The organism is Halomicroarcula saliterrae, from assembly GCF_031624395.1.
Classification (GTDB): domain Archaea; phylum Halobacteriota; class Halobacteria; order Halobacteriales; family Haloarculaceae; genus Haloarcula; species Haloarcula saliterrae.
In genome coordinates this window covers 78,609-104,548 of record NZ_JAMQON010000005.1, presented here as the reverse complement: position 1 = coordinate 104,548, position 25,940 = coordinate 78,609, and the positions used below count along the sequence as shown (strand labels likewise).

Below are 25,940 nucleotides of genomic sequence, written 5' to 3'. Positions count from 1 at the left end.
TGTGCCGACTAGTCAATACTAACCCCACCTGACTGACTAAATACCCTATTTTCAACTCACTAATCTTCTTTAATGCTTTTCAACAGATTAAGGTGAGTCAGGCACAGTTGCTTAGTCAAATGGATCCGGAAGATTTCGAGGAGGGACCGGGATGGATCGACCCTTACGAGGACATTCCGTGCTACCAGCCTGCCGGACTCCCACCAGAGCTCACATACAGCGATGATATCCTCCGTGCCTACGGGGATGCGCGCTATGCCCTCGGACAGCTCTCGACACTCCACGACGACATCGAGAACGAGAATCTTCTTATCGCACCGTTTGTCGTTCGAGAAGCGGCGATGAGCTCGCAAATCGAAGGAACTGACGTCACTGTCTCAGATATCGTTCTTCATAATCTCGAGGACGATCCAGAGCGCTCAGCCGCCAATCTGAGGGACATCCGGGAGGCGTATAACTACGTCGAGGCGATCCGGACAGGCTTCCATGCCTTGGATGATGGCAGACAGATCGATCAAGAACTCCTCTGTGATCTCCATGCATCATTACTAGTTGATGTCCGTGGCGAGAACAAACGTCCGGGACACATTCGCGATGATATTCCGGTCATGATCGGCCCAGACAACCACATTGAAAACGCGCGATTCGTTCCGGCAAATCCAAACAGCGTCGCACTCCTCCTCGATCAGTTGGTGTCGTACATCAGAAACGGAAGCTACCCTCCGCTAATCGATATCGCGATTACACACTATCAGTTCGAGACGATTCACCCGTTCCGCGATGGGAATGGCCGACTAGGACGCCTCCTCATCATGCTACAACTGTACCAGGCGAACCTGCTCTCAGAACCGTATCTCTACTTGTCGGCGTACTTCAACCATTATCGGACAGAGTATTTCGATCGCCTTCTCGCCGTGAGCCAGCACGGCGAGTGGGAATCATGGATTACGTTCGTCCTGAACGCGATTGCCGAACAGGCTATCGATGCCTACCAGTGTGGCATCGAGCTCGTAGCGCTCCGTACGGACTACCGAGGCCGTTTCCCGAACAGTCCGGCAGTCCGCGATGTCATCGACCACCTGTTCGAGGAGCCGTATCTGCAGGCCCCACGGGCCATCGACGCGACCGGGCGCTCACGACAGGGAGTCTACGACGCGATTGAGAAGCTCAGCGACGAAGGAATCATTGTGGAATTGACTGACAAAGAGCGCAACAGAGTATACAGAGCGCCAGATATCCTTGCTCTCGTCGAATCTCCATGAATGCCGGTAGAGAAATGGACAGCCCTACTGATGTCCTGCTTACAAGATCCATTTCACGCACTGGCTGGTGTCGTATCGATACTAGCGATGAACGGGTAATCGATGTGCATCTCGATGCGGTCAAAGGGAACAACGGGCTGCATCGCTCCGCTGGGGCCGCCGTCTTCGAGCTGGAGGATCCCGAGGGCCTCCAGATGCTTGAGATCTGAGTGGACATCGGAGACATCTCGGTCGACGAGGCGGGCAGCCTCGCGCATACTTTCTGGGTTCCCTTCGGCAATTGCTTGGATGAGTTCCAAGCGCAGTGGTGTGAGACTGTCGACGAGGTCGTTGTAGCTCCCGAACTGGATCACAGGCTTCTCGTCGTGGGCACTTTGTTCACCGGCCTCAGCATCCTGCACGAACTGTACCGTCTCTGCTCGTAGCTGTTCCCGGTCGTCGACGGTGATGTGGAGTGTGGTCGTGATTGTCAGTATGGTCGTTCAGGCCCGCCGTCTACGGCTTCCCAATATTCGTCCGCGCTTGCCCAGAACTCGAAGAGGCGTTCCTCCATTCCCGGGAATTCGATCCCGTCAACATCACCAGCGGCGATGTGGTGTTCGTGGCCTTTCGTATCTTCGTGTGTGTTGGTGTATCTGACGAGCGTCAGATCTTCCAGCGTGCCCGGATGGAGCGTGTACTTCCACCCTGATGGGTAGGTCTCGATATCGTCAGTCCGTCGTACAACGACGTTCTCAACAAGTCGGGATTCAACATGGGTATACTGGAAGGGTTGCTCTGTGAGCATCCACTACCTGTTGGTCTGTTTCCCAACAGCCCAAGTCTGTTGGGCTATCTCCCAACACGGGCACTACCCTTTTTACTCCAGTGGACATGCGACTCAGTGGAGATGAAGATAGTATACAACCTTGCAACACCTGAGGTTTTTGTGGGTACTGCTAACTCATAGCCGCGACAAGTGACTTACCTGCAATTATCGCAACCACTGCGCGGCCTATAATAACTTTTAATATTTGAGCGGCCCTGTGTTGTTACATGAGTGTTGTAAGCGTCTCGATGCCGGAGGAACTGCTCAACCGCATCGACCAGTTCGCCGAGGACCACGGATACACGGGCCGCAGTGAAGTCCTTCGGGAGGCGAGCCGTAATCTGCTCGGGGAGTTCGAGGACAAAAAACTCGAAGACAGAGACCTCATGGGTGTCGTCACTGTCGTCTTCGACTACGAGACGACGAGCGTCGAAGAGAAGATGATGCATCTTCGCCACGAACACGAGGGCATCGTCGCTTCGAACTTCCACAGTCACGTCGGTGGCCACCACTGCATGGAGCTGTTCGTCCTCGAAGGCTCGCTCGAAGAGATATCCACGTTTGTCGGGAAGATCCGCGCGACCAAAGATACGCTGACTATCGACTACTCGGTGCTGCCCGTCGACGACTTCGGCCCGCTCGCCGACATGAACTGATTTTCCGGCCGCAGCTACTGACCGTTTACAGTTGCCCTTATATCTAAGCGGTAGCTTCGCTGCCAGCTACAGGTGAACGAGTCCCGTAGTGAACGGCAAAGCGGCTGTCCTCTCCGCATCGTGTGCCGTCCATATAGAGAGAAAACGAGCGAGCCATCTATGACACCCATTGTATTAAACATAGAGTTTAGAATCACAGGTATTATTAGAATGAGTGTTAGAGTTAACAACACTGATGGCACCTATCACGCGGCGACGACTACTGCAGACGGCCGGCGCTAGTACGATTGCGACGATAGTTTCCGGCTGTCTCGGGCGGGGTGCGAGCTCGCTCGATTCGCTGACTGTCGCGTACGTCCCGATTTACCCGAACATGCAACACTACGTGATGGAACGGGAGGGCTACTACGACGACGTCCCGGCGGACGTCACTGTCGAGCGATTCAGTTCCGGCCCGAGCGTCGTCACGGCATTTGCCAGTGGTGACGTCGATGTCGCGCTCTTTGGTATTACTCCAGCGATGGTACTCGCCGACAGAGGGACCCAGGCAGGTGTTCTCGCTGCGAATTCACGAAACGGGTTCAGGATCATGGGGACGGACGAAGTCGTCGACCTGTACGAACAAGAAGGCGCGGGCGTCTTCGAGGGCTTCGAGGAAGAGAACGGTCGGAAAATCCGATTCGGTACACCTCCTGACGGGAGCGTCCCCGATATCGTCCTCCGTTATTGGATTCAGGAAGCCCTCGATGCAGGGGAGATGGACACCGTCATCGACAAGTCGACGGTCCCACCGGCCAATGCGGTCCAGACGATACAATCGGGCGATATCGACGCGACGATAATTCAGGAACCGTTCGCGACGATAATCGGCCGCGAAGATGGCTACGGCGAACTCGCATGGTCGGGGAACGTTCTAGAGAACCATCCGGTGACGGTGCTCTTTGCGAACCAGCAGGTCATCGACGCGAGCGATATCGCACAAGCACTGGTCGAACAACACACCGCGGCCACCGAGTTCACAGCGAACTCGCCGGACGCGGCCGCAAGTCACGCCGCATCGGTCATCGGGTCGGGCGTGAGCGAGGACCTCGCCGAAGCCGCCATGGAGTCACAGGCCTCCGATTTCATCTCGGACCCGTATACTATCACCGACCAGACCGCGACGATGGGTGAGTTCGTTGCGAACGTCGGAAACATCGACGAACCGGTTCCGACTGAGGAGCTGTTCGCCTTCGAGCCCTACGACGCCATCAACGCATGAGCACGCCGACCGACACCGGTTTCGAGAGGCTGCTGGACGCGGGCGTCGAGGGAGACGTGCGGCGGTATCTCCGTGGTCTTGGCGGCCTCACGATTTTCCTGCTCGTCTGGTGGGTCGGAGCGCTGACGACGCAGCCGTCGTACCTGGTCCCGGGACCTGTCGACTCCGCACGCGCCTTCGTCGAGTTGTTCACGACCTCGACACGAATCGTCGCCCCGCTCGCCGGAGCAGAACTCGTCTTGCCGACGGGACTCGCACATCTCACACAGACACTGTTTCATTACATCCCGGGCCTGCTGCTGGGTGCCGTCTGTGGTAGTAGCCTCGGGCTGGCGATGGGCTGGCACGGCGTGCTGGACGACTGGCTTCGCCCACTCGTCCGGGTACTGCGGCCGATTCCGCCGCTGGCCTGGGTCGTCTTCGCTATCGTCTGGTTCGGTATCCACCACACCGGAGCAGCCTTCATCGTCTTCGTCGGCGCGTTCTGGATCAACTTCTACGCCGCCTACGGCGGTGTCGAGGGCGTCTCCGACGAACTGACCGACGCTGCCTCGACGCTGGGCGTCGAACGGGACCTCTCGATGCTGAAGCTGGTCGCGTTACCGAGCGCCGCTCCACAGTTGCTGACGGGCTTCCGGACTAGTATCGGCCGCTGCTGGATGATCGTCGTCGGGGCCGAACTGTTCGGGGCACCGGGTGTCGGCTACGAGATAATCAACGCCGCCAACAACCTCGCGATGGCGACCAGCGTCGCGTATATGTTCCTCATCAGCCTCGCCTTCCTCACGATGGACGTTGGTTTTCGGCTATTCGAACGGAGGGCTCTCGCGTGGCGCTGAGTGACCAGTCACCGAACGCCGCCGATTCCGGTCGGAAAATCGTCGTCGACGGCGTCAGTAAGGCCTACGACTCCGTCCAGGCACTCTCAGACGTCTCGCTCTCCGTTCGGGAGGGCGAGTTCTGCTGTATCGTCGGCCCGTCGGGCTGTGGCAAGACGACGCTGTTGCGGACGATAGCGGGCCTCGAAGACGCCGATAGCGGCTCGATTCTGGTCGACGGAGACCGGATCACAGAGCCGGGACTGGACCGGGGGATGGTCTTCCAAGAGTATGCGTTGTTCCCGTGGCGGACGGTCCGGGGAAACATCCGCTTTGGCCTCGACCGGCCCGCGTGTGACTGTCCCGATTGCGAACAGCGGATACAGGAGCTGGTCGACCTCGTCGGCCTGTCGGAGTCCGAGGACGCCTATCCCAAGGAGCTCTCCGGTGGGATGAAACAGCGCGTCGGTATCGCTCGCGCGCTCGCTGTCGACCCGGAGATACTGTTGCTGGACGAGCCATTCGGCAGTGTGGACGCCCGAACCCGGGACAGACTGCACGAGGAACTGCTCGATATCTGGGCTGAAACCCAACAAACGGTCGTCTTCGTCACTCACGACATCGACGAGGCGGTGAAACTAGCCGACAGAATCGTGGTGTTGGACGACGACCCTGGAACGGTCCAATCGACGCTCACCGTCGATGTGGACCGCCCCCGCGAGCGTACGTCCCACGAGTTCGTCGACCACGTCGCACGCATCCGGTCCGAACTCGGTCAGCCAACCGATACTAGCTAAGGCAGCACGAAAGACAGATATTGTTAACTTCTTGCTTTGAAACCACTATGACTATTATCCTCGAGTTATATTTTAATATATGCCCATCGTCAGCTCCTCGATGACGGAGCTCCTCCGGGATGACCTCGACAGATTCGCGGACGAACACGGCTACACGGGCCGTAGCGAGGTCATTCGTGAGGCGTGTCAGTCACTGCTCGAAGAGTACCGGGAGACAGAGGAGGCCGAACGCCGTGTGGTCGGGACTGTCACGGCGGTGTTCGGGTACGACGAACCGGCAATCGAGCGGCGGATGATGGATATCCGCCACGAGTTCGAAGGCTCGATTCGGTCGAATTCGCACAACTGTCTGGCCGACAACGAGGGCTGTGTCGAGTCGTTCGTCGTCGAGGCTTCCTACGCCGAAGTCCTGCGATTCATCGGCACAGTCCGCGGTGCAGACGAATCCGTTTCAGTCGAGTACACCGCTGTCCCGGTTGACCTGATACGCGAGGAAATCGCTGAGGCGTAACCGTATTTCCGGGGATATCGCGGCACCGAATAACAATACACCAGCTACTGTTAGCCCATATTTGTTATCTCCCACGAGCTAGCAAGGCAAGATTATTATATACGAAGTATAGATTAACAACCAGCTATGGCACACATTCACCTCGGAGAAGGCACGTTCCCGGTGTGGGCGCTGGTCCTCTGGACACTGCTGGGGACAGGGCTCATTAGCGCTGTCGTCTATCGGGTCCGAAAAGGCGGTATCGAGACACATCAGATCGCGCTCGCCGGCATCGGTGCGGCGGCGAGTTTCGCAGTCTTCCAGTTGAACATCCCCATCTGGGGCGGTATCCACATGAACCTCACCGGTCTCGTCGGTATCCTTGCCGGGCCGCTGCTTGGTGCGCTCATCGCGCTGGTGGTGAACATCTTCTCGGCGGCGCTCGGTCACGGCGCCGTCGGCCTGCTCGGCGCGAACACGATCGTCAACGCGAGCGAAGCTATCGTCGCCTACTACGCGTTCAAAGCGCTGCAAGGGATGGACTGGGACGTCTTCCCGTCCGCTTCGAGCGCCGCGACGCTCGGGCTCTCCGCAGGGGCCTTCATCATGGGCGCGATTATCGTCGTCAGCGGCGTCAACGGGAGTGCACTCCCGCGTGGTGACCTGACCATCGCCGTCGCCGGCCTCGTCGGGCTCAACCTCGGGGTCGCCGTCGTCGAAGGTCTGCTGACCGGCCTCATCGTCCAGTTCCTCGCGTCTGTCCGCCCCGACCTCGTGGGTCTCGTCGACCGCGACGGCCGCGAGGACGCCGCAGGGGTGACCGCCTGATGCAGCGCTGGAAGCAGTACGGCAGCATGGCCGGCCTGCTCGCGGTGTGTTTCGCGGCAGGACTCTGGGGTTTTCGCTCCACTGGCGGCGCACTGCCATGGGCCAAGCGGTCCGCGCAAGCGCTTCAGCGCGGTGTCCAACAGAGCGGCGGTGACCTCGTCAACTTCGGCCGCGGTATCGTCGTCGCCGGTCCCATCCGAAAGGGCGGGCTGATGCTCGAATTCGGTGGACTCGTCGCCCTGCTCGCTATCGTCGCTGTCGGGCTATACGTCTATGCCGACCGTCTCGGTGACGGGGACCAGACGGCCCGCTAACCGTGACGACGCTCTCGAATCACGTCCCAGACCCACGGCTCATCACGGCTTTCGCCGAGCGTCGTGAGGGGCCACTGCACAGGGTCAACCCGTGGACGAAAGTCGGCATCGTCGGCGCGCTCGTACTCGCCGTCACGGTGGCTGACCGACTTGTATTGCTGGCCGGCCTCTACGGCGCCGTTCTCCTCGTCTACGGGATTTCGGGACTACCCTTCGGCCGACTGGTCGGCTGGTACACCCTGCCGCTGCTGTTCATCGTCTCCGTCGCGGGGCCACTGGCCTTTCTCGAACCGGGCACACCGGTCGGCGGTGCGCTCGCGACCCCGGTCAGCGAACTCTCGGTGACGTGGGCCGGGCTCGCGCTGTTCGGGGAGCTCACCTTCCGGTCGCTCACCGTCGTCACGTTCACGCTGACGGCGTCGATGACGACGAAGTACACCGACGTGGCGTACATGCTCGGACGGCTGCTTCCCCGACCTATCGACCAGATCGCACTGCTGACCTACCGGTTCACGTTCGTCATGATCGAGACGCTCGAAGACCTGGTGAAAGCCGCCCTCTCCCGCGGGGCGAACCTCTCTGAGTTCTGGTCGAACAAACGGCTATACGGGCGCATCCTCGGCATGACGATGCTGTCAGCCATCGAGGGCTCCGAACGGCTCGTCAAGTCGATGGAATCCCGGGGATACAACGGTGACATCACGCTGTACGGCGACGTGCCGCGGCCGCCGTTGTCGGAACTCGCGGTCGTCGTCGGGGCCTACGTCGCCGTAGTCGGATACGGTGCAGTCGCCGTCTACGGGGTGACAGTGTGAGCCGAGAGGACACCCCGCTCGTGGACCTCCAGTGTGAGGCCCACACCTACCCCGACGGAACCGTCGGGATGCACGATGTCGAGTTCAGCGTCTATGCCGACGAAGTCGTTGCGCTGGTCGGCGGCAACGGCGCAGGGAAGTCCACGCTGCTCGAACATTTGAACGCGACGCTGGTCCCCGACGACGGCGAACTGGTCGTCGACGGCACGCCGATTACCGAGGACAACAAGGGACACGCCCGCAAGGAAGTCGGCTTCGTCTTTCAGGACGCCGACACCCAACTCGTCGCGCCCACCGTGCTCGACGACGTCATGTTCGGCCTGCAGAACTACGGTGTTTCCGGTGACGAAGCGAAACAGCGCGCCCGTGAGGCACTGGCCACTGTCGACGCGACACACCTCGAAGAGCGCATCCCACACTACCTGAGCGGCGGCGAGAAACGACTCATCGGCCTCGCCGGCGTGCTCGTCCTCGAACCCAGCGTCATCGTGCTGGACGAGCCACTCGCCGGACTCGACCCCGAACGGTCGCGACTGGTCGCCGACCGTGTTCGACAAATCCACCAGGACGGTATCAGCGTCGTCCTGTCGACCCACGACCTCGACTTCGCCGCCGAAGTCGCCGACCGTGTCTGTGTGATGGCCGACGGCAACGTCGTCGGGAGCGGCACACCTCAGGAGGTGTTCTACGACGACGCGCTGTTGACGAGCGCGAACCTCCACCCGCCGAGTCCAGTCCGTGTCGCTCGGGATGTCGGGCTCGACGGGAGCGCCCGGCCAGTGACCGAATCGGAACTCGTCGCACTGCTCACGGACGGCACTGCTGATTCGGAACCGATACAATCTATCGATGGCAGCGGAGACGACTAAGGGACTGCCGCGCTATCTCGCACCGCTTCCCGAGCGGGTCGAGACGGTCGCACTTCGGTACGCGTGGGTAATCGTCGCGATCAATCTCGTGGGGACGGCGTTTGGCTTCTGGTACTATCTCCCGCAGTTCCGACTCGAACCAGTCGTCGCATGGCCCGTCGTCCCCGATAGCCCCACAGCGACGTTGTTCATCGCCTGCTCTCTGGCATTGTACAAACTCGGGCGGCCGAACGAATATCTGAACGTGCTGGCGTTTTTGGGCTGCATCAAACTCGGCCTCTGGACGCCGTACGTTCTCACGGTGTTTCACGACGCGTTTCTGGCGACAGTCGCAGCACCACCGCCGGTAGCACTGCTACTCGGGCCACAGCTCGCCTCGGGCGCGATGTACGCCTTCCTGTTCGTCTCGCATCTGGGCATGGCCGTCCAGGCGTTCGTTATCTATCGCTACAGCGACTTTCCCGGTCGGGCGATTCTCGTTGCCCTGCTGTGGTACGGGTTCAACGACCTCGTCGACTACTTCGTCCCGATTGTCGGGACCCCACATCACACCCTGTTGCCAGTCGAACCGATTGTGAACGGAACGGTGCGACACGTCTCGCCTGAACACGAGATCGCCGCCGCCGGCGCGGTGACGCTCACGATTGTCGCAACAGCGCTGACAGTGGCTATTAGCCGACAGAAGGGCCGTGCTAACGGCTAACTGAGTTTCTAATCGACGACGGACCGCCCCGTCGACCGCCAGACGTGGATTCTGTGGGACAGTAGTTACGCTCTATGAAACAAATTATTTGATGTGATTACCAATGATTCACATATCTACAAAACATATTAGCATCTGATGCGCACTAGTCTCAACATCCCCGATGGGCTTCTCGACGAATTCGACGACACGTGGCAGTCCGAAGGGCTCGACTCCCGCTCACGTGGCGTTCGTGAAGCGATGCAGGAATACATCGAGGCCCACACACGACTCGAAGATATCGAGGGCGACGTCGTGGTCGTCATCGCGTTCGATTACACCCACGAGGCCGTCATCGAGGACGTCCACGACGTGCAACACCAGTTCCAGGACGTCATCACGACGACTAACCACATTCACGAGGGCGAGTGGTGCCTCGAGACGGTGTTCTGTCGTGGTCCAGCCGAGCGTGTTCGGCGGCTCACCTATCGTCTCCGCGATTTCGATGCCGTGAGTCGGGTCAAACTGATGCTGCTCGCCGAACACTGACGCCGTACACCGTATCGTAGGCTCACGGGATTCTTTCGTCGATAGCTGATTGAGTTGGTTGCTCGATAGGCCTACGTATTGACCAACAGAGTTTCTACCAATTCAGAGGGATGTTTCGATATCCGTCCAAGATACACAGCGCGTATCTCGCACAGAACCCGTGAAACGGAGGCAGCCTATCATAGAACCGTTCGCGCGCTCTGTGGCAGCCAGTCTGAACAGTCAACGCGGTATCGCGTACTAATCGCCCTGGAAAAATGGGATTGCTATATGGATGAGAACGAACAGCGCTAATCCGGCTAGTATAAATACAAACCCAACCACCGGTTGTTCCCCCCAGGGTAGTTCGAGCGGTGCCCTGTCCACCAGACCCACTTTATCTGGGTTACGTATTTGTCCCCAACTTAGTGCAGCGCCGATCGAGACGAGTATCCAAGAGCCGTAATTGCCTACCGTAGCCAGATATCCAGTCGTTTGAGCAGGAGATGTGGTGTCATCCCCAATCGTGTCTGACTCGGCGTCGAACCTGTATGTGGTTTCATCCGCACTCGTGTCTGGTTCGATGTCGAACCTGTCGTACCAACCGGCGTACAACAGCACCCCACCGAGTGCAAACAGGGCCATTCCGAGGGTGCTTGTTTCTATGGGTAGTTCGACCCAGGTGGCTGGAACGAAGTACAGTATCGCCCCACCAAGCATGAGTACAATGGGAATGTATCCGAGCACTGTCTCGCGGATTCTCATCGTGTGGCCGGTACATGACGGAAGTTTAAATCACCCGTCATATGAGATATAAATCTCCGGTGCTGACTCCACTCGTCTGTATCGGGCACGCCAGTATTGACCCGTTTGGCCGTAAGGTTCAGGATTCGGAACCTCTCTATGGCACGCTGACCGTACTCTACTGAAGGGCTTGCTCGGAGAGCTCGACACCGAGCGGGAGTATCGAGTACTCGACCGTCCGCACGTCGGGCACCGCGCGAACCGAATTGACGAACCCGGCTATCTCCTCAGTAGTTCCCCTGAGCACGAACAACTCGACACAGTACTCGTCACTGACGTGCGCGTGCGTCGTTCCAGAGACGATGTCGCCGTTCTCGTGTCGTATCCCAGTCAGCTGCTGTTGCACTGCTGACTGGCCGTAGTCGAACACTGCTGTCACCGTGCAGGAGTGGGTACTGCCGTCGGTAGCTCCCTGCTGAAACTCTCCGAGCAGTGTCCGTGAGGCTTCTCGGAAGACTTCACTGCGACCGCTGTATCCGTGCTCGTCGGCGAACGTGTCGAGGCGGTCAAGTAGCGCCTCGGGCATCGAGATGCTCACAATGCTCATACACTAAATAAGAACCCTATTTTGATAATTGCTATTATGTCTGAAACGGGTTTAGCATAATAATTAGTATTTTAGTCTAGTAGATTCATAACTCGGATATGGCTTCGAGCAACACCCCGATTCCGGTGACGATTCTGAGCGGCAGTCTCGGTGCTGGCAAGACGACGACGCTCAACCACGTACTCACCACCGAACAGGAACTGAACGCCGCCGTCCTGGTCAACGATATGGGTGAGGTGAACGTCGACGCGGAGTTCGTCGAGCGCGAGTCCGAACTCTCTCAGAGCGACGAGGAGATAATCGAGATGTCGAACGGCTGCATCTGCTGTCGCCTGCGGGGCGACATGCTGGACGAGGTGGGCCGGCTGGCCGACCAGCGGGACTTCGACTATCTGCTCGTCGAGTCTTCGGGTATCAGCGAACCCATCCCGGTGGCCCAGACGTTCGCTCGCGGGTTCGAGGACGCGGAGTTCGACCCAACGGGCGTCTACGAACTCGACACGATGGTCAGCGTCGTCGACGCACACAGTTTCTGGCAGGGCTTCGACTCGGGCCAGGCGCTCACCGACGACGACATCGAACCGCAGGGCAATCGTGTCCCCGAGGAGGCGTTGATGGACCAGATCGAGTTCTGTGACGTTCTCCTGCTCAACAAGTGCGACCTCGTTCCCGACGAGGAACTGGACGAGATGGAGGCAGTCCTACAGGCGCTCCAGCCCCGGGCGAAGATACTCCGGACGAAACACGGCGCAGTCGACCCGACGGAGATACTGGCCACGGGTCGGTTCGATTTCGACGAGGCCAGTCAGTCGGCCGGCTGGAAGCGAGAACTCCAGCACGGTCACCACCACGAGTCGGCCGCCGACGAACACGGCGTCACCTCGTTCATTTTCGACGCCGACCGACCGTTCCACCCGGAGCGAATCGCCCGATTGTTCGCCGACCTCCCGGACGGTGTCGTTCGCGCCAAAGGCTTCTTCTGGTCGGCTGGTCGCGAGGACGTCGCGATGGGCCTCGACAAAGCGGGCCAGTCCGTCCGTGCCGGGCCGAAGGGAACGTGGCTCGCGACGCTTCCGGAAGCCGAGCAGGAGCGATACTTCGCTGCTCGACCCGGAATCAAAGAGGACTGGGACGACCAGTGGGGCGACCGCGGGACCGAACTCGTCTTCATCGGCCGTGAGTTCGACCAGGAGACGCTGACCGACCGGCTGGACGACTGTGTCCTGTCGGAGGCGGAGATGGACGAGGACTGGGACGCGTATCCCGACCCGTTCAGCCCGGACGACCAGCGCGAACTGGCCCTGGCCGACGACTGATGAGCATCGACGACCAGCCGCCGGTCACCATCCTGAGCGGTGGGCTCGGTGCCGGCAAGACGACACTGTTGAACCACCTCCTGACTGTGGGCGGCGACAGATACGATATCGCGGTGCTCGTCAACGACGTCGGCGAGATGAACGTCGACGCCGAGCTCATCGAGAACGGCTCCGAACTCTCGATGGACGACGACGGCATCACGGAGCTCTCGAACGGCTGCATCTGCTGTGGGCTCCAGAACGAGCTCGACCAGGAGCTGCGCCGGCTCGCCTTCGACGCCGAGTTCGACCACCTGGTCATCGAAGCGTCGGGAATCAGCGACCCCGTCCCGATCGCACAGCGGTTCCTCGAACCGGCGCGTGCCTCCACGCTGTACGACCTCGACACGACCGTCACCGTCGTCGATGCCGCGCAGTTCCACCGGGCGTTCGTCCGCGGCGACCCGATAAAGTCGACTGACGACGACGCACGTCCACTCTCCGATCTCCTCGCCGAACAGGTCGAGTTCTGTGACGTGCTCGTGCTCAACAAGTGTGACCTCGTCTCCGATGAGGAACGACGGGCCGTCGAACGCGTCCTCCGGACGCTGCATCCCGACATCGACATCGTCGGCACTGCCAACAGCGCTGTCGACCCGGAGCGGGTCCTCGGAACCGGTCTGTTCGACCGGAACGAGGCAAGCTACGCCTCCCGATGGAAGCAGGCCCTCTCGCCCGACCACGAGACTGGTGGGGACCATGAGTCACATCAGCATGACGCCGACAGTCACGGTCACGACCACGACGAACACGGCCACGACCACGACGACGAACACGACCATCTACACCCGCCCGAGGAGTTCGGTGTCGATTCGTTCATCTACGAGCGCCGGCGACCGCTCCATCCCGAGCGGTTTCGCGCTTGGCTCGACTCGTTCCCCGAGACCGTCGTCCGGTCGAAAGGCCACATGTGGGTCGCCGGTCGCGAGCGGTTCGCACTGGACATGAGCCAGGCCGGGACGGAGATTCACGTCGACGTCAACGGCCGATGGGCAGCGACGCTCCCGGAGCCTCGACAGGCCTCCTACCGCGAATCGCGGTCCGATATCCAGTGGGACGACGAGTGGGGCGACCGCGAAACGAAACTCGTCTTCATCGGTGCCGGAATGGACGAATCCGCCATTGTCGACGGGCTCGACGACTGTCTCGTCGACGCTGACGCGATGGACGAGGACTGGGAGGTGTTCGACAATCCGTTCCCGGGGACGATGGACTGGTCGAAACCCCCCATGCAACAGCGGCTCGTGGTTGGTGATGCCCAATGATTGCAAACCGTCGGGAACTGCCGCCGCTCGAGGACCGACGCGCGAGCGATGCCGACGGGCACGACGTGCTGGACCCGCTCGGTGTCGCCATCGTAACCGTCTCCTCCTCTCGTGGTGGGACAGTCGAAATGGCACCGCCGGACCCCAGCGGCGACGCTATTGCCCGTATCCTCGTCGAGGCGGGCCACGTCGTTACGGCTCGGACGCTGGTCCCAGACGACTACGTCGGCATCAAGACCGCCGTTAGCGATTGTCTGGACCGGCCGGACGTGGACGTCGTCGTGACAACCGGCGGGACGGGCGTGACCGCCGACGACGTAACCCCCGACGCGGTTGGGGAACTCTTCGACCGGGAACTACCCGGCTTTGGCGAAGCCTTTCGCTGGCTTTCCTGGGACGAAGTGGGGAGTCGGATTGTCTCGACGCGTGCGACGGCAGGCATTGCCCGTGACATTCCGGTGTTCGTCCTGCCAGGGAGTGAGAACGCCGTGTCACTCGCGACAACCGAGCTGATAACCGAGGAGGCACCCCACCTCGCTGGACTTGCAACGCGACACGAGGTGGCGTAGATGCAGGGTTCCAGTATGTACCAGGAGGTAATCCTGGATCACTACCGCAATCCTCGAAGGTGGGGCCGTCTCTCGTCGGTTACCTTCTCGCACACTGGCGAGAACAGTTCCTGTGGCGACGAACTCACGTTCGACCTCAGACTCGCCGAGGACGGTGAAACGATCGACGAGGTCGCATTTACCGGAGAGGGCTGTGCTATCAGCATTGCGAGCGCGAGCCTGCTTGCGGAGGAACTCCCGGGAATGACGCTCTCGAAGGTTCGTGACCTCGACCGGGAGGACGCCCTCGACCTTCTGGGAATCGAGCCGACGCCGATGCGCGTCCCGTGTGCCGTGCTCGCGGAAAAAGTGGTTCAGGACGGCGTCGAGAGCTACGAGGACGACGAATGACACTCTACGGAATCGGGCTGGGACCGGGTGCGACCGACCTGCTCACGGTTCGCGGTCGGCGCCGGCTCGAATCGGTCGACGTCGTCTACTCGCCGGGTCGGCTCTCGCGGCGCGTCGCCGCCGAGTACGTCCCCGAATCGAAGCTGGGTGATCTGGACTTCCCGATGACGACTGACCCGGAAGAACTGAAAGCGGCCTGGAAGACGGCCGCTGCGGAGGTGGCGCCACGAGCGCGTGACGGCGACGTGGCCTTCGTCACGCTCGGTGACCCCTGCATCTACTCGACGTTCGGCCACCTGCGCCGGACCCTTCGCAACAACCATCCCGGCGTCGACATCGAGGTTGTCCCCGGCGTCAGCAGCGTGACGGCGTTCGCCGCTGTCCTCGGTGTCGATATCGAGGCCGGCGCGGAACTGACGCTGCGGGAAGCGACGGACGGCGCGGCGCCAGTCGGGCCCGACCGGTTGATTCTGTTCAAAGTCACCGACGCGCCCACGACTCACGAGAAACTAACGACAGCAGGATACGACGTGACGTTCGGTCGGCGCCTGTTCATGGACGAAGAAGCGCCGCTCGTCACCAGTGACCCCGAGGACGTAGCTGATCGGGACTACTACACGCTGGCGTACGCCGAGAAACGGTCCGTATCGAAATCCGAGTGAGGAACAGTCCGTCTCAGGCAGTGACACCCAGCGTCTCTAGTTCTTCAGGGGAGTACTCCGCTCGAAGTTCGTCCGTCGAGTGTTCCTCGACTAGTTCGGTTCGCTCTGCCTCGCTCATCTCGCTCAGGTCGCTGAAACAGTGACACATTGCAACCGTATCTCGGGGCCATAGCTACTAAACACCTGTTAGCACCCTTCTCGCGCTTATGTAATACGGATCCGGTGATAGCAACGTTTGGCAATTTAGGGGGCCGGATTAGTTACTCTCGTCTGATTTGGTTCAGTGAACGCGAAGCCGTCCTGCTCGCAATCGACGAACCACCGGTCGGTACCTTCATCCGGAACATCGTCTGCGCGTTATATTGCCGACCGGTTATTGGGCCCGCCGGAGCAGACCGATTCCGGACGAGCCATCCCGCGCTCTAGCCGGGACATCGTGACACGCCGCTGTCGAGGTAAGAGACCTTAACAGAGAAATTACGGTGTCGAAAAGATACAGTTCAGTGGTTCTCGTGGATGTGGTTGCGCAGCGCGTCGGTCTCCTCGAACTCTTCGTTACACTCCGCACACGTGTTGTGGTGGAGCGCGACGTGCTGGGTGACGCCGGCGGCGCTCTGGAACTGTGCATCGCAGGTGGAGCAGGGGTATGCCATTACATTAGCAACTCAAGAGAGATAGCATAAAAAGAGTTATTAAAAATCGGGTGGCCACAGTTAGTTCAATCTAGTAATCTGGTCCGCGGCGTAACTAAGCAAGCCGACCGACGCAGTAGCGATGCGAACTCCCGAAGAGTTACCCACTCACTTTTTTCGGTCACAACCTGGATGTTTGGATGTCCGGTTACCGTCCGCGACAGCGTCGGCAAAGTGACAGCGTGTCTCTGCCCGTCCGACAGCTCTCGATTCAGGAACCGTGTTTACACACTCCGGTTCGGCCTTCGGGCAGCGCGTATGAAACGCACAGCCACTTGGCGGGTCAACGGCGCTGGGCACCTCCCCTTCGAGCGGCATGGTACCGTCCAGCGGTGGTATCGATTCAACGAGCGCCGCCGTGTAGGGGTGACTCGGTCGGTCGAACAACAGTTCCGCGGGCCCACGCTCCACGACACGACCCAGATACATCACGAGTACCCTGTCGGCGAGATGGCGGACGACGTCGAGGTCGTGTGAGATAACGACGTAGGTCAAATCGAGCCGTCGCTGGAGGGAGTCGAGGACGTCAAGTAGTCGACTACGGGTCGATGCATCCAGTCCGGTGGTCGGCTCGTCCAGTATCAGTACCCGCGGTTCCAGTGCGAGAGCTCTGGCGAGCGCGACACGCTGGCGCTGTCCCCCGGAAAGCTGATGTGATCGACGGGACGCGACCGCCGTCGGCAGGTCGAGGCGGTCGAGGAGCGTTTGTACTCGAGCCTCGCGACGCTCTTTCTCCCATCCCTGTTCGAGTAGCGGTTCGGCGATAGTCTCACGCACCGTCTGTCGTGGGTTGATACTCTCTCCGGCGTCCTGGAACACGAACCCGATGTCAGAACGGCAGTCGTCGGTGCGCTCTGTGACGGTTCCAACGCTGTCGCCATCGAATCGCACTGCGCCATCGGTCGGCCGAGAGAGTCCAGCGAGCAGTTTCGCCACCGTCGATTTTCCGCTCCCGCTCTCGCCGACGATTCCCAGTGTCTCACCCTGGTAGACAGCGAGGTCGATGTTGTCGACTGCTCGGAGCGTCCGACGGCCGCTACGCAGTCGTTCGAGTAGTGACTCGGAGAGGTCGAACGCCTTCGAGAGACCGGCAGTCTCGATGACTGGTGTTCGATCCGCACATCTGTCCGTCGCGTCTCGGTATCGGGGCGTGCACGGAGAGTCACTGCTGGTACCCCCGTCAGCAGCGGCTTCACGAGTCGTCGGTGACGGCTGGCTCTCGACGTTCCCGAGACGACACGACAGCAGTTCCGCAGTGTAGGGGTGGTCGGGAGCTTGCAAGACACGCTCGGTGGGGCCCGCTTCCACCGTTTCCCCGTCGTTCATCACGACGGTACGGTCACATATCTCTGCGACGACGTTCAGATCGTGTGTGATGACCAACAACGAGGTGTCCCGCTCGTCGGCCAGCGTCCGGAGGCGGTCGAGGATGTTGGCCTGGGTCGTCGTGTCCAGTCCAGTCGTCGGCTCGTCGGCGATCAGGAGAGCCGGATCGCCCGCCAGGGCCATCGCGAGGAGCACCCGTTGTCGCATCCCGCCGGACAGTTCGTGCGGATAGGCGTCGACCCGCTCCGCCGGGTCGGAAATACCGACCTGTGCGAGTAGGTCGACTGCTCGCCGACGGTAGCCTCGCCACGCTTTGCCTCTGAACGGCGAGAGCTGAAGAAAGTCCGTAAGCCGCTGGCGGTCGCCCACCTCGTCGACCCGGAGCGCCTCGGCTATCTGTTCTCCCACGTCGTAGGCCGGGTTGAGCGTCGACATCACGTCCTGTGGCACCAACCCTATCTCGGTGCCTCGGTAGTCCCTGTGAGCGGCTTCGGATATCGCCGTGAGGTCGGTGCCCCTGTAGACGATTCGCCCGTCCCGTATCTTCCCGGGGGACTGCAACCCGAGAACGGACGCTGCGGTGACTGATTTTCCGGAACCACTCTCACCGACCAGCCCGACGACCTGGCCATCACTGACCGAAAAAGACGCACCGTCGACCGCGTCGACGACGCCGTCGGCTGTGTCGAACTGGACGCGGAGGTCGGAGAGAGTGAGCAGTTCCGTCATCTCACACCTCCTCGATTCGCGTTTCCTGGCGTGGATCCAGCCTGTCACGGAGGCCATCCCCGAGCAGATTGAATCCGAGGACCGTCACCGCGATGGCACCGCCCGGCGCGTTCACGACCCACCACGCCTGTCTGAGGTGTTCCCGGCCGCTTTCGAGCATCGTTCCCCACTCGGCTGTCGGCGGCTGCGCACCCAATCCGATAAAAGAGAGACCGGCGGTGGCGACCACGACGGTCCCGAGATTGAGTGTCGCGATGACGACAACCGGACTGACGACGGCCGGCAAGAGGTGCCGGCGAACGATGCGTCGCCGCGGTGCGCCAGCGAGCCTGGCAGCGTCGACATACCGGCGCTGTTTGACCGAGAGCACACTCCCGCGGACGACACGGGCGTACGTCCCCCACCCGACGGCAGCCAGTGCGACCATCACGTTTCCCAGACTGGGACCGAGGATGCCAGCGACCACGAGGGCCAGGACCAGTCCCGGGAAGGCTAACTGAAGGTCGACGAGTCGCATCAGGAACTCGTCTACCCACCCGTCCGCATAGCCCGCGACCAGCCCGACAGCGGTCCCGATGAGGACACGGACCGCGGTAACTGTCACAGCGATACCAAGCGATATTCGCGCCCCATAGACGAGGCGGGTCAGGATATCTCGACCGAACTGATCGGTCCCCAGCGGATGGACCAACGATGGCGGCTGGAGCCGCTTCGCTAGATTCTGTGCCGCCGGATCGTACGGCGTCAGGATAGGGCCGAAGACGGCGACACAGCCCAACGAGACGACGATAAGCGCCCCGACAGACGTGATCGGTTGCCCGCGCATTCCACGGACGAGATAGCTACGGGAACGTCTCGCCCACGACCGCAACTCGTGGCTACAGTCGTTCATGGTCGGACCCCCTGTGAGCGAATCCGTGGGTCGAGATAGTGGTACGTCAGGTCGACGGCGAGGTTGGTCAACACGAACAGGACAGCGATGACAAGGACGACACCCTGGACGACGGGGTAGTCACGGGCGAACACTGAGTCGACGAGGAGTGTTCCAAGCCCAGGTCGCTGGAAGACGACCTCGACGACTACGGCGCCGTTCATGACAAACCCGAACTGGAGTCCGACGACGGTCACCACCGGGATGAGCGCGTTTCGCAAGGCGTGCTTGTAGATTACGACGCGCTCACGCAACCCTTTGGACCGAGCCACGTCCACGTACTCGTCGTCGAGTACGTCCAGCATCGATGTCCGAACGACGCGTGTGATAATCGCAGTCATCCCGCTGCCAAGGGTCACGGCTGGCAGCACCAGATGCGAGAAATCGCCCGTGCCTGCGACCGGAAACAGCCCGAATCTCAGCGAGAAGACGAGTATGAGTACGTACCCCAGCCAGAAGTTCGGTATCGACACCCCCAGTAACGCACCGAGCTGGCCGACCATATCGACCCACTCGCCCTGATGGACGGCACTGAGGACCCCGACCGGGATAGAGACGAGTAGCGCGACGAGTATCGACGCGACGGCGAGTTCGACGGTGGTCGGGAGATGAGCTAGCAACAGTTCTGTGACGGCCCTGTCGCTGTAGTAAGACGTGCTCAGGTCACCCTGGAGGACATCGAGTAACCAGTGTCCGTACTGGACGTGCAGTGGTTCGTCAAGGCCATGTTGCCGCCGGAAAGACTGTACAACGTGGTCCGGTGGGGTTCGGCCCGAACGAGCCCGGAGTATCGTCGCCGCCGCGTCGCCCGGTGTCAGGTGAACGAAGACGAACGTCAGTACCGAGACGCCCGCGAGGACCACGAGCGTGGTCAGGGTACGATAGATCGCGTACCCGCTAGATACCACGGCACCACCACCTCATCTGTCCGATAGCTTGGATAGCTCTGGTCGCCACCCGGTCCTGGCGTCGACGGTTAACAGAGGGCTGCAATCTCCGGGATTCGGTTAGAACGCACCGGAGCACGTACTGCGACATATTGACTACTACCTCGCGAAATATGTTAAAACTGCCGCTCTAGTTAGCAACTTTTATTATACTCGTTAGTAGTTTTGTTAACACTGATGCGACCGACAATACGACGACGCGACCTGCTACGAGGCGTTGCTGCAGGTGGTATAGCCGGTGTCGCCGGCTGTCTCGGAGGCAGCGAGGACAGCGGGGACGCGTTCAGATTGAGCGTTCCGTTCTTTCCACCCTCACTCGATCCGATCGACCTGGACGGTGGGTGGCGTCTACGTGAAGTGGGTGTCCTCGAAGGCCTGTTCGGTGTCGATAGTAACGGTGCGGTCCAACCGAAACTTGTCAGCGACTGGTCACGGTCGGACGGTGACACGCGCTGGGAGTTTACGCTCCGCGACGATGTCACGCTCCACGACGGGAGTGCCTTGGGAGCAGACGCAGTCGTGTTCTCACTGGAACGAGCGTTCTCGACGAGCGGGTCGAGACTCTCCGGGCTTCCGATAGACGCTGTCGAGGCTGCCGACGACAGAACTGTCGCCGTCACGACTAGCGAGCCACTGGCCTCGCTGCCCGGACAGTTGACGCGTCCACCCGCGGGGATTATCAGCCCGGACTCGGCCAACGGCGACGGAGAAGTCGAGTCGGCCATCGCCACAGGACCGTTCCAGGTTGACTCTTGGCAGCCGGACTCCCAGCTCGCAGTTACGAAGCACGACGGCTACCACGGCACGGTTCCGACTCTCGAACGTGCCGTCCTCGAACGGGTCCAAGACCCACAGACTCGGATGCTAAAACTGCAGAACGACGAACTCGCGCTTGCGACCAATCTCCCGAGTTCAGAAGCCAGTACGCTTGGGCATGAGTCCGGTCTCACGCTCCACCGCAACGAGGGCCCCGGTACGCAGATTCTGGTGTTCAATACGGACCGGCAACCGCTCTCCGACCGGCGCGTCCGACAGGCGATGCTGTACGCAATCGACAGAAACGCCATAGTCGACTCCGTTCTCGAAGGAATCGGGTCGCCCGCACACGCGCCATGGGACTCCGAACGCATCGACTGGTCAGCTGATGACTTGCAGACCTACGAGCACGACGCCGAACAAGCGGCCACGCTTCTCTCCGAAGCTGGCTGGGAGCAAGACGGTGACGTTCGTCGGAAAGACGGACAGGACCTCCAGATCACGCTCTGGACGTACAACGACCGGCCGACACTCTCCGACGTCGTCACCGTGCTACAGTCACAGCTCGGTACTGTCGGATTCGATATCGAGGTCCGGGTTACGGAGTGGGGCGCGCTCAACGAAGCGAAACAGAACGGCGACTTCGACGTCTTCGCTGGTTTCTGGACGTTCTACAGGAGCCCACCCGACCCGGACACGCTGACGAACTTCTATCACTCCGAACAGAACATCCTGGACAGCCCGTACCAGAACGCGGAGGTCGACGAACTCCTCGAATCTGGACGCACGACGTTCGACGAGTCCGAACGAGCCGAGATGTACAACGAGGTCCAGGAAATCGTCATGACCGATGTCCCAGTCGGCTTTCTCACGCGCCAGACCAAAGTCAACGGGACCCAGTCGTCCGTGACGGGATACGACCCGAACCCGATAACCTTCGATCAGGGTCTGCAGGACATCTCGCGATAAGGGACATCTGTTTCGGTTGTACTCAGTGGATTTTTCGGCACGATGGTTGCGGTCGACGCTGAACGCCGAGCCTGCATCATCGATGAGTAGAGCGAATCGGCACCGCTGAACTGCGATGGAAGTTCGAATCCAGCGACGCGACCGTACGAGGAAGACATTGAGAGCTCGACCGACAGTGCAGACGACCGGCGAGTCTATCGGATGACCGGCCGCGAAGACGGGCTGGTGGGAAAATACGACATCTGACTCTGCCGCCAGTCGCTCCGTGAGCTTTCGCGGAAAACGAGGTTCGAGAAGTATGACTGACCGACTCGCCTCGCTCCGCAGACGCCCAGCGTCACACCAACGCGACGTAGTCAGCTTCAGAACTGCCAGTAACCGACTGGGACTACCCCTGAAACGCGTTGATCATCCATGCGTCTGCCCCCGTACCATCGGAATCGAACTCGGGGGCGCTAATGAGGACGAACGCGCTTTCGTCCTCACCGTTCCGAATCTGGCGCGTCGCATCAGGGGCGATCCAGACAGCATCGCCCGTCTCCATGCCTACTGACTCGTCATCAATTCGGACCTCAGCACTCCCCTGTACCAAGACGTAGACTTCCTCGTGTTCGTCGTCGGCGTGGTCGTGTGGTTTACTGTTCCAGTCCGGGGGACACCGCGAGAACGTCACGCCCACCTGTCGACAGCCCAGTGGCTCACTCAGGAAGTGCATCGCGTCTGAAACCTGTTCGACGTCTTCATAATTTACAGTGCGATAGCTCATACGGACAGTTCCCGGCGAAGAGTAATAATAATCTAGGTTTAGTTAACTAGCCTTAGCAATATCTACCACTCTAATAATGATTCAGTTTTGAGTGTTCTGTTTCTGACTCCACAATCTCGGAGAATGGAATCGATGCGTGCCATCTGTTCTTACGTCTCCAACGGAAAGTTTCTAAAACTAGATTAGCCGAAGTCGCTTTCTGAATATTCTATTCAATCACTTGACATTTTAAGTCGCACAGTTCAGTCGTCTAGAACGGTGGACTGTAATCCTCGTACTCGTCCATATCTTCCATCTCGTCAGTCTTCGATGGCATCACCGCCGCACGTGGGCCGCTCGACCGGACGACTTCGACGTCGTCGAGCCCGTCCACGCTCTCCGGGAGTTGGCGTTCGATGGCCTTCATCGTCATCGGTGCAATGCCACACCCGGAACAGGCACCGCCGATGGCGACGGTAGCAGTACCGGCCGCCTCATCGACATCCCGGACCTCGAAGTTGCCTCCGTGTTGCTGAATCTGCGGGACGTTGTTGCTCATGTAGTTACGCGTCTGTCGTTCGAGTCCTTCTGCGCTCATGACAACTACCTATCTCACCCATAGTATCATAAATCTTAGCTTTTGGGGATGTCTAAATATTCGCTTCTAGAGGCCCCTATTACGATAATCTTCACTTATGGCAGACAATATCTACTGAATCTGGTAATTTTTCGCACCGCCTAAAAATCACCCAGCCGCTGGTTGATACTGCCATCTATCACGTCGGGTCGTTATCGGTGGGTGCGTCGTCTGTCCCGTCGATTTCGAGCCTGGCACCTGAGTCTGGGTGTGGCAGCGTGTCTGCGAGCCGCTCGGCGACCGCTGGGCTGACTAGCCCAGCCACTTCCATCGCTTCTGACTCGTAGTCATCTAGTTCGAGCACACCGCGAAAGAACCACGAGACGGTCACGTACGTTTCGTGTAGCGTCATGGCTCGTTCACGTCCCGATTCGGTCAGGGTCACGCCCTCGTATGGTTCGTAGGTGACGAGACCCTTCTCCCCGAGTCGCTGGCACATCTCCGTCACTGCCGCCGGAGACCGGTCTAGCATCTCCGCGATGGCGCCGGACGGGATGGGCGGGTCCTGGCGGTGCTGTGTGATATAGATGGCCAACAGATACTGTGGCGCCCCTCTCATTGTGGCTCGACGTGTCGTCTCTCCCGTCCATGTCGCCCGGTGTGTCCGATTCGTCGCTCTCCGATTGGTTCTCCATCGCTTCCTGAAGACGCGTGTCGTCAACATCGAATATCGCCGCGTACACCCGCACCCACAGATGAGCGCGTTTTCGCCGAGGACCATCTGCCATCGTTCAGACCCTCCGGACCAGATGCTGTCGGACGATTCGCTGACACTCGTCGCAGGTCTCGTCGAGTCTTGTAATCGTGGTCAACACGGGCCGATCGACCGGGAAGTCCTGATACGCGTAGTCGACTAAATTACGATGGCTGACGTCGATCGTTTCGCCGTGGCTCGTGGCCCCATCTAGGAAATCCTGCCGGTGACTGGCAAGCTCTTCACACCGTGACCGATATACCGCCAGTGTCTCGTGTCTGGTTCTTAGCTCGTTGAAACCAAGCTGGGTCAACGCCGTCTCGTCGGCCGTGCTAATCCACTCGGTAATCTCGTCGACAGTGTCACGGGCATCACCCAGTTCCGAGACTTCTCGGTCGAGAGCTCGACGGAGGGTGTCCGTCGCTGCTCGACGAACGTGGCTCTTCGAGAGCACTGCCTGTTTCAGCTCGGGTGAAAACGTCGCTTCCGTCGTCGGAGCCAGTGCGATTGCGATGGATTCCGACAGCTCGGCCTGGATGGTCTCGTGTAGTGACTCCGAGTCATCGACATCGTCGAGACTGTGTGGTCGGATCGTCTCCGCGAAGGCCTGCCGAACGGCCTGGCACTTGTCGGCGCTCCCCTGACTCCGCTGTGGCGTGAGGCCCACCGTCGCGGTGGCACCCGTTGCAGCCGCCGGACTCGGCGCTGGTGAGCAGGCTTCGACGCGTTCGGTGAACTGGTCGATAGCGTCGCGTTTTGCGTCGACTGCGTCCTGTTCTGTCTGGACGCGTGTGAGCGCGTCGTGAATACGGGTGTGTGAGGGCATCGTTATGATTCGATTCGTACAGTTGCGAGCCCGCTCGGCGTCGCCTCCGTCGCCATCGTGAGCGTGAGTTGCCAGCCGTCGTCGACATCGCCGACTCGAACCGACATCGGTTGCCACTCAGCTCGGTGCCGATACAGTTCGAGCGCAATCGGTAACACCGGGAGCCGACCGTCCTGTGGGGACAGCGCGTACGCCGATAGCTGTGCGACAATCGACCGTGTCCCATCCCGAAGTGCAACTGACCACGGAGACTGCGAATAACCTCCTAGAAGACCGTTCTCTTCGAGCACCGACAGCGTGGCTGCAACTGGTCGGTTCGTCGTCTCTACGGGCGACTGCCGGGTAGCGGCCGATTCGAGAACCGCCGCCTGCTCCTCCGGGTGTAACCGGCTATCGAGTTCCATCGCCATACTCTCCAGTAAGCGGAGACAGAGGTCGTCGGGGTCAGCGATTGTCTCTGCGTGGTCGAAGTACGTGTCCATGACTGCGGTCTCGGTTTCGTCGTACCCGTCGTCGGATAGTGTCTCGAAGACGGCTGCCGCTGTGCTGTGACAGAACTCGACGAGCCGTCGTTGCGCTGGCTCGCCCCTGTCGGCAATGGGGTCGAGGCGACGCTCGGTGGAAGGTTCCCGCGAAGTGGGCACTGAGTGCACTTCCGATTTGGCGGCCGAACCCAGCTCACTCGTGTTTTCACACACGATCAGGTCGTAATACGGCACCTGTGGGTCGTATCGGCGGAGGGCCGCTCGATACTGGGCCGTGGCTCTGGCAGCGCTGTGGGCGGTCGTTCGGCTGTCGAAACGGAGTCCCGATACCGGCACCGGCCGCTCCCCTGTGCGACCACAGCGGACGATGTACGCACCGTCATCGCTGGCTAACGCCTCGATGTGCGTTCTGATCTCGACCAACGTCGTGCCTACCATAGTTTAGTTCCCGGACTGACCGCCCGACCAAGCCTGCCGATGTGT

At 60.3% G+C, this 25,940-nt stretch carries 32 protein-coding genes and 2 pseudogenes; 19 read left to right on the top strand and 15 right to left on the bottom strand.

Features of this window, described 5'->3' with window-relative positions:
- The first annotated feature begins 119 nt into the window (after window positions 1-119).
- Window positions 120-1,262 (top strand): Fic family protein, encoded by a 1,143-nt coding sequence (locus NDI56_RS16650; protein ID WP_310920801.1) that lies wholly within the window; start codon window positions 120-122, stop codon window positions 1,260-1,262.
- Window positions 1,263-1,315: 53 nt separating this feature from the next.
- Here NDI56_RS16650 and NDI56_RS16645 read toward each other — a convergent pair whose 3' ends face one another.
- Together NDI56_RS16645 and NDI56_RS16640 are read right to left on the bottom strand one after the other, a co-directional pair.
- Complete coding sequence (locus tag NDI56_RS16645; protein ID WP_417936038.1) at window positions 1,316-1,729, bottom strand: HVO_A0114 family putative DNA-binding protein; 414 nt, start codon at window positions 1,727-1,729, stop codon at window positions 1,316-1,318.
- A 2-nt stretch (window positions 1,730-1,731) separates the two neighbouring features.
- Window positions 1,732-2,049, bottom strand: a complete 318-nt coding sequence (locus NDI56_RS16640) for a toxin-antitoxin system TumE family protein (protein WP_310920799.1) — start codon at window positions 2,047-2,049, stop codon at window positions 1,732-1,734.
- A gap of 248 nt (window positions 2,050-2,297) precedes the next feature.
- Here NDI56_RS16640 and NDI56_RS16635 point away from each other — a divergent pair, with 248 nt between their 5' ends.
- The 11 genes from NDI56_RS16635 to NDI56_RS16585 all read left to right on the top strand — a co-directional run bounded on the left by NDI56_RS16635 (window position 2,298) and on the right by NDI56_RS16585 (window position 10,149).
- The gene (locus tag NDI56_RS16635; RefSeq protein ID WP_276252404.1) at window positions 2,298-2,726 is read left to right on the top strand and encodes a CopG family ribbon-helix-helix protein; all 429 of its coding nucleotides are present in this window, start codon (window positions 2,298-2,300) and stop codon (window positions 2,724-2,726) included.
- Between the two features lie 235 nt (window positions 2,727-2,961).
- Complete coding sequence (locus NDI56_RS16630; RefSeq protein ID WP_310920797.1) at window positions 2,962-3,987, top strand: ABC transporter substrate-binding protein; 1,026 nt, start codon at window positions 2,962-2,964, stop codon at window positions 3,985-3,987.
- Window positions 3,984-4,826, top strand: a complete 843-nt coding sequence (locus NDI56_RS16625; RefSeq protein ID WP_310920796.1) for an ABC transporter permease — start codon at window positions 3,984-3,986, stop codon at window positions 4,824-4,826. The genes NDI56_RS16630 and NDI56_RS16625 overlap by 4 nt, the downstream gene beginning before the upstream one ends.
- Window positions 4,817-5,602 carry an ABC transporter ATP-binding protein gene (locus NDI56_RS16620; RefSeq protein ID WP_310920795.1) on the top strand — a complete coding sequence of 262 codons (786 nt, stop codon included), beginning with the start codon at window positions 4,817-4,819 and terminating at the stop codon, window positions 5,600-5,602. Before NDI56_RS16625 ends, NDI56_RS16620 begins: the two co-directional genes overlap by 10 nt.
- 100 nt (window positions 5,603-5,702) lie before the next feature.
- Window positions 5,703-6,113 (top strand): CopG family ribbon-helix-helix protein, encoded by a 411-nt coding sequence (locus tag NDI56_RS16615; RefSeq protein WP_417936037.1) that lies wholly within the window; start codon window positions 5,703-5,705, stop codon window positions 6,111-6,113.
- A gap of 126 nt (window positions 6,114-6,239) precedes the next feature.
- Window positions 6,240-6,920 (top strand): energy-coupling factor ABC transporter permease, encoded by a 681-nt coding sequence (locus NDI56_RS16610; protein ID WP_310920793.1) that lies wholly within the window; start codon window positions 6,240-6,242, stop codon window positions 6,918-6,920.
- A complete protein-coding gene (locus NDI56_RS16605; protein ID WP_310920791.1) occupies window positions 6,920-7,234 on the top strand; it encodes a cobalamin transport operon protein in 315 nt (104 codons plus the stop codon). The genes NDI56_RS16610 and NDI56_RS16605 overlap by 1 nt, the downstream gene beginning before the upstream one ends.
- Window positions 7,235-7,236: 2 nt before the next feature.
- Window positions 7,237-8,049, top strand: coding sequence for an energy-coupling factor transporter transmembrane component T family protein (locus NDI56_RS16600; protein ID WP_310920790.1), 813 nt, complete (start codon window positions 7,237-7,239; stop codon window positions 8,047-8,049).
- A 68-nt stretch (window positions 8,050-8,117) separates the two neighbouring features.
- Window positions 8,118-8,918, top strand: a complete 801-nt coding sequence (locus NDI56_RS16595; protein WP_417936036.1) for an energy-coupling factor ABC transporter ATP-binding protein — start codon at window positions 8,118-8,120, stop codon at window positions 8,916-8,918.
- Window positions 8,899-9,621 carry a DUF1405 domain-containing protein gene (locus NDI56_RS16590; protein ID WP_310920788.1) on the top strand — a complete coding sequence of 241 codons (723 nt, stop codon included), beginning with the start codon at window positions 8,899-8,901 and terminating at the stop codon, window positions 9,619-9,621. Before NDI56_RS16595 ends, NDI56_RS16590 begins: the two co-directional genes overlap by 20 nt.
- 138 nt (window positions 9,622-9,759) lie before the next feature.
- Complete coding sequence (locus NDI56_RS16585; protein WP_310920787.1) at window positions 9,760-10,149, top strand: CopG family ribbon-helix-helix protein; 390 nt, start codon at window positions 9,760-9,762, stop codon at window positions 10,147-10,149.
- A gap of 240 nt (window positions 10,150-10,389) precedes the next feature.
- Here the strand turns inward: NDI56_RS16585 and NDI56_RS16580 are convergent, their stop codons facing one another.
- Window positions 10,390-10,893 carry a hypothetical protein gene (locus tag NDI56_RS16580; protein WP_310920786.1) on the bottom strand — a complete coding sequence of 168 codons (504 nt, stop codon included), beginning with the start codon at window positions 10,891-10,893 and terminating at the stop codon, window positions 10,390-10,392.
- Window positions 10,894-11,050: 157 nt separating this feature from the next.
- Entirely contained in the window at window positions 11,051-11,479 is a 429-nt protein-coding gene (locus NDI56_RS16575) for a CopG family ribbon-helix-helix protein (protein ID WP_417936028.1), read from the bottom strand.
- Window positions 11,480-11,577: 98 nt separating this feature from the next.
- Here NDI56_RS16575 and NDI56_RS16570 point away from each other — a divergent pair, with 98 nt between their 5' ends.
- The 5 genes from NDI56_RS16570 to NDI56_RS16550 are packed head-to-tail and all read left to right on the top strand — an operon-like array spanning window position 11,578 to window position 15,720.
- Window positions 11,578-12,795: a GTP-binding protein gene (locus NDI56_RS16570; protein ID WP_310920784.1), complete on the top strand. Its 1,218-nt coding sequence runs from the start codon at window positions 11,578-11,580 to the stop codon at window positions 12,793-12,795.
- On the top strand, window positions 12,795-14,099 hold the full coding sequence (locus tag NDI56_RS16565) for a GTP-binding protein (protein WP_310920783.1): 1,305 nt from the start codon (window positions 12,795-12,797) through the stop codon (window positions 14,097-14,099). Before NDI56_RS16570 ends, NDI56_RS16565 begins: the two co-directional genes overlap by 1 nt.
- Window positions 14,096-14,668, top strand: a complete 573-nt coding sequence (locus tag NDI56_RS16560; RefSeq protein WP_310920782.1) for a MogA/MoaB family molybdenum cofactor biosynthesis protein — start codon at window positions 14,096-14,098, stop codon at window positions 14,666-14,668. The genes NDI56_RS16565 and NDI56_RS16560 overlap by 4 nt, the downstream gene beginning before the upstream one ends.
- Window positions 14,669-15,058: an iron-sulfur cluster assembly scaffold protein gene (locus tag NDI56_RS16555; protein ID WP_310920781.1), complete on the top strand. Its 390-nt coding sequence runs from the start codon at window positions 14,669-14,671 to the stop codon at window positions 15,056-15,058.
- The gene (locus tag NDI56_RS16550) at window positions 15,055-15,720 is read left to right on the top strand and encodes a cobalt-factor II C(20)-methyltransferase (RefSeq protein ID WP_310920780.1); all 666 of its coding nucleotides are present in this window, start codon (window positions 15,055-15,057) and stop codon (window positions 15,718-15,720) included. Before NDI56_RS16555 ends, NDI56_RS16550 begins: the two co-directional genes overlap by 4 nt.
- Window positions 15,721-15,733: 13 nt before the next feature.
- Here the strand turns inward: NDI56_RS16550 and NDI56_RS16545 are convergent, their stop codons facing one another.
- The 5 genes from NDI56_RS16545 to nikB form a co-directional block, all read right to left on the bottom strand.
- Window positions 15,734-15,868, bottom strand: coding sequence for a hypothetical protein (locus tag NDI56_RS16545; protein WP_310920779.1), 135 nt, complete (start codon window positions 15,866-15,868; stop codon window positions 15,734-15,736).
- 352 nt (window positions 15,869-16,220) lie between these two features.
- A complete protein-coding gene (locus NDI56_RS16540; RefSeq protein WP_310920778.1) occupies window positions 16,221-16,373 on the bottom strand; it encodes a C2H2-type zinc finger protein in 153 nt (50 codons plus the stop codon).
- Between the two features lie 147 nt (window positions 16,374-16,520).
- Window positions 16,521-18,467 carry a dipeptide ABC transporter ATP-binding protein gene (locus NDI56_RS16535; protein WP_310920777.1) on the bottom strand — a complete coding sequence of 649 codons (1,947 nt, stop codon included), beginning with the start codon at window positions 18,465-18,467 and terminating at the stop codon, window positions 16,521-16,523.
- Between the two features lies 1 nt (window position 18,468).
- The gene (gene nikC / locus NDI56_RS16530) at window positions 18,469-19,359 is read right to left on the bottom strand and encodes a nickel transporter permease (RefSeq protein WP_310920776.1); all 891 of its coding nucleotides are present in this window, start codon (window positions 19,357-19,359) and stop codon (window positions 18,469-18,471) included.
- Window positions 19,356-20,306 (bottom strand): nickel ABC transporter permease, encoded by a 951-nt coding sequence (nikB, locus tag NDI56_RS16525; RefSeq protein ID WP_310920775.1) that lies wholly within the window; start codon window positions 20,304-20,306, stop codon window positions 19,356-19,358. Before nikB ends, nikC begins: the two co-directional genes overlap by 4 nt.
- Window positions 20,307-20,702: 396 nt before the next feature.
- Between nikB and NDI56_RS16520 the strand changes: the two genes are divergently transcribed.
- Window positions 20,703-22,070 (top strand): ABC transporter substrate-binding protein, encoded by a 1,368-nt coding sequence (locus NDI56_RS16520; RefSeq protein WP_310920774.1) that lies wholly within the window; start codon window positions 20,703-20,705, stop codon window positions 22,068-22,070.
- A gap of 156 nt (window positions 22,071-22,226) precedes the next feature.
- A pseudogene (locus NDI56_RS21775) lies at window positions 22,227-22,313 on the top strand (30S ribosomal protein S14); the annotation flags it as partial.
- Window positions 22,314-22,458: 145 nt separating this feature from the next.
- Here the strand turns inward: NDI56_RS21775 and NDI56_RS16515 are convergent.
- From NDI56_RS16515 to NDI56_RS21890, 6 genes and pseudogenes are all read right to left on the bottom strand, one after another.
- Complete coding sequence (locus NDI56_RS16515) at window positions 22,459-22,836, bottom strand: cupin domain-containing protein (protein WP_310920772.1); 378 nt, start codon at window positions 22,834-22,836, stop codon at window positions 22,459-22,461.
- Between the two features lie 250 nt (window positions 22,837-23,086).
- On the bottom strand, window positions 23,087-23,413 hold the full coding sequence (locus NDI56_RS16510; RefSeq protein ID WP_310920771.1) for a NifU family protein: 327 nt from the start codon (window positions 23,411-23,413) through the stop codon (window positions 23,087-23,089).
- Between the two features lie 178 nt (window positions 23,414-23,591).
- A complete protein-coding gene (locus NDI56_RS16505) occupies window positions 23,592-24,011 on the bottom strand; it encodes a metal-dependent transcriptional regulator (protein ID WP_310920769.1) in 420 nt (139 codons plus the stop codon).
- A gap of 172 nt (window positions 24,012-24,183) precedes the next feature.
- Window positions 24,184-24,972, bottom strand: a complete 789-nt coding sequence (locus NDI56_RS16500) for a DUF7260 family protein (protein ID WP_310920768.1) — start codon at window positions 24,970-24,972, stop codon at window positions 24,184-24,186.
- A gap of 2 nt (window positions 24,973-24,974) precedes the next feature.
- Window positions 24,975-25,616: a DUF7551 domain-containing protein gene (locus NDI56_RS16495; RefSeq protein ID WP_310920767.1), complete on the bottom strand. Its 642-nt coding sequence runs from the start codon at window positions 25,614-25,616 to the stop codon at window positions 24,975-24,977.
- A 54-nt stretch (window positions 25,617-25,670) separates the two neighbouring features.
- Window positions 25,671-25,895, bottom strand: a pseudogene (locus NDI56_RS21890) (DUF7552 domain-containing protein); the annotation flags it as partial.
- Between the last annotated feature and the right edge of the window lie 45 nt (window positions 25,896-25,940).